Genomic DNA, 7,782 nt, shown 5'->3' on the forward strand with positions numbered 1-7,782 from the left:
GCCCCTGCCCCGTCACCGGCTCCCGTCCCAAAGCCGGGCCGCCTCCCTCCGTCGTCCGCCGCGCAGTCCGGTCTCGCTTGCCCGCCGCCTCGGCACCGGTGCCCCCAGCCTCGGTACGGGGGGTCTCCGCCTCGGTACGGGGGGTCTCCGCCTCGGCTCGGGCCCGCCCGGCGGCCTCGCGTGCGGCCCGCAGGGCCTGGCGGGCGATGTCGCCGGGGCGGGTGGTGGGCTTGGTTGCCGCGCCGGGGGAGACAGCGGTGTCGGGGGTGGGCAGGTCATCGGGCCGGGCGTCACCGGGCTCGGCGGAGGGGCGGTCCCCGGCCCTCCGCAGCGCCTCCCGCGCCACGTCACCCGGCCTGGCGGCGGGCTGGGGGGCTGTCCGCGCCCCGGACGCGTCGTCCGGCTGCGCCTCCCCGACCCCCGGCGCGCCACGCGAACCCTGGTGCTCAGCGGCGGCCTCGGCCCCGTACCGGTCCCGTTCCCGCGCCGCCCGCAACGCCCGCCGCGCGATGTCGGCGGGCCGGGCCCCGGCCCCGGAATCCGCCCCGCCCACACTCCCCCGCATGTCCGCACTCCCTGAACGGTCCGCGCTCCCGGCCCCGTCCGCCCTCCCGACCTTGTCCACGCTCCCGGCCCCGTCGGCACTCCCACCCCTGCCCGCGTTCCCGGCCCCGTCGTCGGCAACCCCCAGCTCGTCCCTCCCCCTCGACTCAGCCAAAGCCTCCGCCGCCGCGGCCTCACCCCCGGCAAGCTCGCCCTCCTGCCCGTGCCGTCGTGCGGCGTCCGGTGTGTCCGCTGCCTCGGTCATGTCGGCCTCCGTAGGGAGACCAGGTCGGTCAGTTCGCGGTCGGTGAGTTCGGTGAGGGCTGTTTCGCCGGAGCCGAGGATGGCTTCGGAGAGGGCGCGCTTGGCTTCCAGCATCTCGGCGATGCGGTCCTCGATGGTGCCCTCGGTGATGAGGCGGTGGACCTGGACGGGCTGGGTCTGGCCGATGCGGTAGGCGCGGTCGGTGGCCTGTTCCTCGACGGCCGGGTTCCACCAGCGGTCGAAGTGGACGACATGGCCCGCGCGGGTGAGGTTGAGGCCGGTGCCCGCCGCCTTCAGGGACAGGACGAGGACCGGGGTCGCCCCGCTCTGGAAGCGGTCCACCATGTGCTCGCGGTCCTTGACGGGCGTACCGCCGTGCAGCAGTTCGACCGGGACCGCGCGGGCGGCGAGGTGCGCGGTGATCAGCCGGGCCATGCCGACGTACTGGGTGAAGACCAGCGCCGAGCCGTCCTCGGAGAGGAGCGTGTCCAACAGCTCGTCCAGCAGGGCCAGTTTGCCGGAGCGGGCCGCGAACCGGTCGCCGCCGGCGGTGCCCGGCTCCTCCTTCAGATACAGCGCCGGGTGGTCGCAGATCTGCTTGAGGGCGCCCAGGAGCTTCAGGACGAGGCCCCGGCGGGCGATGCCCTCGGCCGTCTCGATGGCGAGCAGCGACTCGCGGACCACGGCCTCGTACAGGGCGGCCTGTTCGCGGGTGAGGGGGACGGGGTGGTCGGTCTCGGTCTTGGGCGGGAGTTCGGGGACGATGCCCGGGTCGGACTTCTTGCGGCGCAGGAGGAAGGGGCGGACCAGGCGGGCGAGGCGGGTGACGGCCTCGTCGTGGCCGGGGTTCTCGCCGTTCTCCACGGCGCGGGCGTGCCGGGCGCGGAAGGACTTCAGGGGGCCGAGGAGCCCAGGGGTGGTCCAGTCGAGGAGGGCCCACAGCTCGGAGAGGTTGTTCTCGACCGGGGTGCCGGTGAGGGCCACGCGCGCCGGGGTCGGGATGGTGCGCAGGGCCTTCGCCGTCGCCGAGTAGGGGTTCTTGACGTGCTGGGCCTCGTCGGCGACGACCATGCCCCAGTCCTGCTCGGCGAGGTGGGCGGCGGTCGAGCGCATGGTGCCGTAGGTGGTGAGGACGAAGCCGCCGCCCTCGGCACCCTGGAGGCCGTCCAGGGTGCGGTCGGGGCCGTGGAAGCGGCGCACGGGTACGCCGGGGGCGAAGCGGGTGATCTCGCGCTGCCAGTTGCCCAGCAGGGAGGCGGGGCAGACGACGAGGGTGGGTGCGGGGCGGGCGCGGCGCAGATGCAGGGCGATGACGGTGATCGTCTTGCCGAGGCCCATGTCGTCGGCGAGGCAGCCGCCGAGGCCGAGGGAGGTCATGAGGTCCAGCCAGGCCAGGCCCCGGAGTTGGTAGTCGCGGAGGGTGGCGGCGAGGCCGGGAGGCGGGTCCACGGTGCCGATGCCCGCCGTCAGACGGTCGCGGAGGGTCGCCAGCGCGCCCACCGGTACCGCCTCCACCGTCTCGCCGTCGACCTCGGCGGTGCCGGTGAGGGCCACGGAGAGGGCGTCCACGGGGTCCAGCAGGCCCAGTTCGCGTTTGCGGGCCTTGCGGACGAGGGCCGGGTCGACCAGGACCCACTGGTCACGCAGACGGACGACGGGGCGGTGGGCCTCGGCGAGGGTGTCCATCTCGGCCTCGGTGAGCGGGTCGCCGCCGAGCGCCAACTGCCAGCGGAAGCGCAGCAGTTCCTCGCTCTCGAAGAAGCCGGTGCCGTCCGTGGCGGAGCCGGGCGCGGGGCGCACCTCGGCGCGCGCGGCGAGGTCGTGGGCGAGGTCCCGGGGCCAGTGGACCGCGACCCCCGCCGCGCCGAGGCGGGTCGCGGCGACGCCCAGCAGATCGGACAGCTCGTCCTCGGTGAGGGCGAGGACATCGGGGACGTCCTGCTCGGAGAGCCGCTCCAGGGGCGGCCAGACACGGGCCGCACGGCGTACGGCGAGGGCGGCGTCCACGCGGGCGCGGGGCCCGAACGCCGCGTCCGCGTCCCCGGCCCACAGCGCCGACGCGTCGGCGACGAGGGTGGGGTCGGCGAGGCTGTGCACCTGGACGACGGCCGCGCCCGCGCGCGGGGCGCCTTCGCTGTCGTCGAAGAGGTCGTACGCCGACAGGTCCAGACGCAGGGAGATCCGGACGCCCGCGTCCATGCCGGCGGCGACCTCGGCCGCCCAGTCGCGGGCCTGCGGGAGCCGCTGTCCGGTGTGCGCGGCGAACGGTTTCCCGGAGACGTACGGCGCCGCCGGGCCGCGTGGCAGGGTGTCGGCGACGGCGTCCAGGAAGGACCGCATCAGCGACTCCGGCTCGGGCAGCCTGAGCGGCCCCTTGCCGGGCAACGGCACGGCGTGGCCCTCGTACGGCAGGGCGGCGGCGACGGCCCTGAGGTGCGCGATGTCGTCCGGGTCGAGCGGTCCGGCCCGCCAGGCGTCGTACCCCTCGGCGGTCAGCCCCGGCAGCAGTCTCCCCCGGGCGGTCAGACGCAGCGCGTGCAGTGCGGCGGCGCCCCAGCAGGCCGTGGCGGGGTGGGCGGCGGGGTCGCGCCGGGCGCGGGTGAGCAGGGGCAGGGCCTCGCCGACCGTGAGGCACAGGGCGGGGACGGTGCCTCGGCGGGCGCCGCTGCCGTGCGGTCGTACGACCGTGAGGTCCTCGGTGTCGCCCGGCGGCGGGGCGTCGCCCGCCGGGTCCCAGAACGCGAACCGGCCGTGCCGGGGCAGCGGGGCCGGGAGGAAGACGGCGGCCAGCCGGACGGGGACGGACGCCCGCGCGGCGGCGGCCGTCGAGACCGGCTCGGCCGTCCTAGCGGGGACGGACGCCCGCGCGGGTACGGCCGTGTCGGCCTCGGGAACAGCCATGTCCCGCATATGTCCGGTCACCTCCCCGCCCATGGACGCCCGGCGGCGCCCCTCGACGCCCGTCGATTCGATCAGCTGCCTCCGACTCTACGGGCGGGGTCTGACAATGGGTCCCGAGGAGCGGGCCAGAGCCCGCGCGAAACGGCGTATCCGCTGGTCAGGGCACGGTTCGTGACACCACGTACACCATCGGATGGTCCGGGTTGGTCCGGTTCACCACGATGTCGTGGGTGGGGGCGGGGTTCTTCTGGTCGCTGACGAGGCCGTACCAGGGGCCGGAGCCGGTGAAGTCCCAGCCCACGATCCCCCGGTCGCGGGCGTTGATGGCCATCTTGTCCTGCTTCAGATCGTCCGTGCCGGCGCCGATCTGGTTGAGGAAGCTCTCCAGGCCCTCGTTGCTCGTATAGAACTGCACGTAGAGACGGCTGGTCTTCCAGTTGTTCGTCTCGTAGTACGCGACGTGCTTGGAGTACGGCGGGATCGGCACCTGGTAGAGGCGCTGCTGGACCCGGGAGGGCCAGTGGGCGGTGAGGCCGGTCGCCGAGTACTTCTCCTCCTTGTCCTTGCCGCTGTCGCGGCTCTGGTTGGCGGAGATCACCAGATAGCCGGCGGGTACGCCGATGAGCAGCACGATGATCGACAGGGTGATCGCCCGGCGGCGGATCTTGTGACGGCGGTCCTCCTCCGGCCGCTCCGGCTCCTCCGGAGAGGAGCCCTGGTGCGGTACCGAGGCGGTCATGCGGTGTCCTGGGTGGTGCGGCGGGCCTCCACGTACCGCGCGTAGCGCTCGTACCGCTCGACTCTGCGCCGGTTGGCGCGGCGGAAGCGGCGGGCCACGAGCCGGGCGAGGTCGGCGGCGCCCACCATGCCGGCCTCGGGCCCCAGCTGGGCGCGCGCGATACGGGCCTCGGGGCGGTAGCCGCGGCCGGTGAGGTGGCGGCGGAAGGCGTCCCGGGCGGGGCCGATCAGCAGGTCGTCGGCGGCCGAGACACCGCCGCCGATGACGAAGCAGGACGGGTCGAGGGCGGCGGCCAGGTTGGCGATGCCGACGCCGAGCCACTGGCCGATGTCCTGGAGCAGCTCGATGCACATCGCGTCGCCCTCGCGGGCCAGCTCGGTGATCATCGGCCCGGTGATGTCGGCGATGTTCCCCTTGACGTGCTCGATGATCCCGTACGCCACCGGGGAGTCGGCCGCGGCCAGCTCACGGGCCTCTCTGACCAGGGCGTTCCCCGAGCTGTACTGCTCCCAGCAGCCCCGGTTGCCGCACGGGCAGCGGTGGCCGCCGGGCACGACCTGCATATGGCCGAACTCGCCGGCGACGCCGAACTTGCCGCGCTTGACCTGGCCGTCCTCCAGGATCGCGCCGCCGATGCCGGTGCCGAGCGTGATCATGACCAGGTGGTCCTCGTCGCGGCCGGCGCCGAAGCGCCACTCGGCCCAGGCGGCGGCGTTGGCGTCGTTGTCGACCAGGACCGGCACGGCCAGGCGGCCGGCGAGGCGGTCGCGCAGCGGCTCGTTGCGCCAGGACAGGTGGGGGGCGAACAGCACGCGGTTGCGCTCCGCGTCCACCCAGCCGGCGGCGCCGATGCCGACGGCGTGTACGTCGTGCCGGTCGGAGAGGTCCAGGACCAGTTCCGTGATGGTGTCCTCGACGACCTGGGGGCTCTTGGACTTGTCCGGGGTCTCCGTGCGGAGCTTCTCCAGGATGTTGCCGTCGGCGTCCACGACGCCCGCCATCACCTTCGTGCCGCCGATGTCGATGCCGACGGTGGGGACGCGGGGGGCCGTCAGGTGGGAGCGGCGCTCGCGCGTTCCCACGGTCCGCAGGACGGTGGCCCGCGCGGAGCCGCGGTGGGTGAAGTCGCGGTAAGTGCTCATCGGGCCGATTCTGCCTTAGCGCTCCGCCTGGTGCGGCGTGGGGGCGGGGGGTGGCATGGGTTGTTTTGCGGGTGCGGGTCCGGTGGGGCTTCTCGCGCAGTTCCCCGCGCCCCTCAAAAAGCGGGGCTGCGCCCCTGCTTTTTCAGAAGTGGCCCGCTATGACCTCACCAGGAGCTGGAAGTCGAACGAATAGCGGGAGGCTCGGTAGATGTGGGTGCCGTATTCGACTGCTCGGCCCGTGTCGTCGAAGGTGGTGCGCTGCATGGTGAGGAGGGGGGCGTGTTCGGGCTCGCCGAGGCGGTCGGCCTCCTCGGGGGTGGCGGATCTGGCGCCGATGGTCTGGCGGGCGCTGTGGAGGGTGATGCCGGCGGCGCGCATGAGGCGGTAGAGGCCGGTGGCCTCCAGTTGGGGGGAGTCGAGGTCGAGGAGGTCGGTGGGGAGGTAGTTGCAGAGGTAGGCCATGGGCTCGCCGTGGGCCAGACGGAGTCGCTCGATGCGGTGGACTTCGCCGCCCTCCGCGACGGCCAGGGCGGCGGCGACCTCGGCGGAGGCCGCGACGGTGGTGTTGGCCAGGACACGGGTGGCCGGGCGCTGGCCCGCGGCCTCCAGGTCGTCGTAGAGGCTGCTCAGTTCCAGAGGGCGTTTGACCTGGCTGTGGACGACCTGGGTGCCCACGCCCCGGCGGCGTACGAGCAGGCCCTTGTCGACGAGGGACTGGATGGCCTGGCGGACGGTCGGGCGGGACAGGCCCAGGCGTGCGGCCAGCTCGATCTCGTTGCCCAGCAGACTGCCCGGGGTCAGCTCTCCGTGCTCGATCGCCGCCTCCAGCTGCTGGGACAGCTGGAAGTAGAGCGGGACCGGACTGCTGCGGTCGACGCTGAGCTGGAGCGACACGGTCGGAGCCTCTTCTGGTTTCGGCACGGGCCGAGCGTAGCCCCGGGATTTGGTGACGGGAAGTTCCGTAGTTCGGTTGTCCGGACAAAGCATTGACACAGCGGCGGGTACGACCCCACTTTGTTTCCCATGCGCATCGGACTCATCGGGGCGGGTCGCATCGGGACGTTTCACGCGACCACCCTCAGCCGCCACCGTGATGTCGGCTCTCTGATCATCACGGACGTCGATACGACTCGGGCTCATGACCTCGCGGACCGCCTCGGTGAGACGGTGGCGCCGGGGGTGGACGAGATCTTCACCTGGGGTGTGGACGCCGTGGTGATAACGGCCGCGACGTCGGCCCACGGCGAACTGATCGGTCGGGCAGCACGCTCGGGGCTGCCCGTCTTCTGTGAGAAACCCATCGCCGTGGACCTGCCGGGCACGTTAGCGGCGCTGACCGAGGTCGACGCCGCCGGGACGGTGCTGCAGATGGGTTTCCAGCGGCGTTTCGACTCCGGCTATGTCACCGCGCGGGAGGCGGTGCGCGCGGGCAGGCTCGGGCGGCTGCACACCGTACGGGCGCTGACGGCGGATCAGACGCCGCCGCCCGCGGCGTATCTGCCGGTGTCCGGCGGGATCTACCGGGACTGTCTGATCCACGACTTCGACATCGTGCGCTGGGTGACCGGGCGCGAGGTCGCCACGGTGTACGCGACCGGGTCGGACGTCGGGCATCCGATGTTCCGGGAGGCGCACGATCTCGACACGGCCGCCGCGGTGCTCACGCTGGAGGACGGCACGCTGGTCACGGCCTCGGCGGCGCGGGTGAACGGGGCCGGGTACGACGTGCGGCTGGAGCTGGCCGGGGAGCTGGACACGGTGGTCGTCGGGCTGGACGACCGTACGCCGGTGGCGTCCACGGAGCCGAGTGGGCCGCCGCCCGCGGACAAGCCGTGGACCGGGTTCCTGGAGCGGTTCGCGTCCGCGTACGAGGCCGAGATCGCCGCGTTCGTGGAAGTGGTGCGGGGGGAGCGGGCGAATCCGTGCGACGGGCGGGAGGCGTTGCAGGCGCTGCGGGTGGCCGAGGCGTGTGAGCTGTCGCGGGCGGAGCACCGGCCGGTGAATCTGGGGGAGATCGTGGGAGGCAGGGAGTAACGGCGGTCCGCCGCCCCGGGAGGGAGGGCTCGGATCGTGTCGCGGGTGCGGGTGGGTGGGGGCTTCTCGCGCAGTTCCCCGCGCCCCTGAAAAAGCGGGGCTGCGCCCCTGCTTTTTCGGCCCGAAGAGCACGGGGCGCAGCCCCGGCTCTTCAGGGGC

General features: G+C 73.5%; 5 protein-coding genes and 1 pseudogene. 1 reads left to right on the forward strand and 5 read right to left on the reverse strand.

The annotated features are described in order from the left end of the window. From ACZ7MG_RS24685 to ACZ7MG_RS24705, 5 genes and pseudogenes are all read right to left on the reverse strand, one after another. Window positions 1–808, reverse strand: a pseudogene (locus ACZ7MG_RS24685) (hypothetical protein); the annotation flags it as partial. Further along, a complete protein-coding gene (locus ACZ7MG_RS24690) occupies window positions 805–3,717 on the reverse strand; it encodes a DEAD/DEAH box helicase (protein WP_471383537.1) in 2,913 nt (970 codons plus the stop codon). The gene ACZ7MG_RS24690 and the pseudogene ACZ7MG_RS24685, both read right to left, overlap by 4 nt. A gap of 148 nt (window positions 3,718–3,865) precedes the next feature. After that, complete coding sequence (locus tag ACZ7MG_RS24695) at window positions 3,866–4,447, reverse strand: sugar kinase (RefSeq protein ID WP_471383540.1); 582 nt, start codon at window positions 4,445–4,447, stop codon at window positions 3,866–3,868. Beyond that, entirely contained in the window at window positions 4,444–5,589 is a 1,146-nt protein-coding gene (locus ACZ7MG_RS24700) for an ROK family glucokinase (RefSeq protein WP_033529888.1), read from the reverse strand. Before ACZ7MG_RS24700 ends, ACZ7MG_RS24695 begins: the two co-directional genes overlap by 4 nt. Before the next feature lie 156 nt (window positions 5,590–5,745). Then, window positions 5,746–6,483, reverse strand: a complete 738-nt coding sequence (locus ACZ7MG_RS24705; protein WP_471384024.1) for a GntR family transcriptional regulator — start codon at window positions 6,481–6,483, stop codon at window positions 5,746–5,748. A gap of 129 nt (window positions 6,484–6,612) precedes the next feature. On the opposite strand from ACZ7MG_RS24705, the gene ACZ7MG_RS24710 reads away from it, so the two are divergent. After that, on the forward strand, window positions 6,613–7,623 hold the full coding sequence (locus tag ACZ7MG_RS24710; protein ID WP_471383543.1) for a Gfo/Idh/MocA family oxidoreductase: 1,011 nt from the start codon (window positions 6,613–6,615) through the stop codon (window positions 7,621–7,623). The last annotated feature ends 159 nt before the right edge of the window (window positions 7,624–7,782 follow it).

It is taken from the genome of Streptomyces sp. NPDC107538 (assembly GCF_055657445.1).

What these genes read in the sequence shown, in the direction of transcription:
- ACZ7MG_RS24690 (WP_471383537.1), bottom strand. Translation starts at nt 3,717, where the DNA reads ATGCGGGACATGGCTGTTCCCGAGGCCGACACGGCCGTACCCGCGCGG.
- ACZ7MG_RS24695 (WP_471383540.1), bottom strand. Translation starts at nt 4,447, where the DNA reads ATGACCGCCTCGGTACCGCACCAGGGCTCCTCTCCGGAGGAGCCGGAG.
- ACZ7MG_RS24700 (WP_033529888.1), bottom strand. Translation starts at nt 5,589, where the DNA reads ATGAGCACTTACCGCGACTTCACCCACCGCGGCTCCGCGCGGGCCACC.
- ACZ7MG_RS24710 (WP_471383543.1), top strand. Translation starts at nt 6,613, where the DNA reads ATGCGCATCGGACTCATCGGGGCGGGTCGCATCGGGACGTTTCACGCG.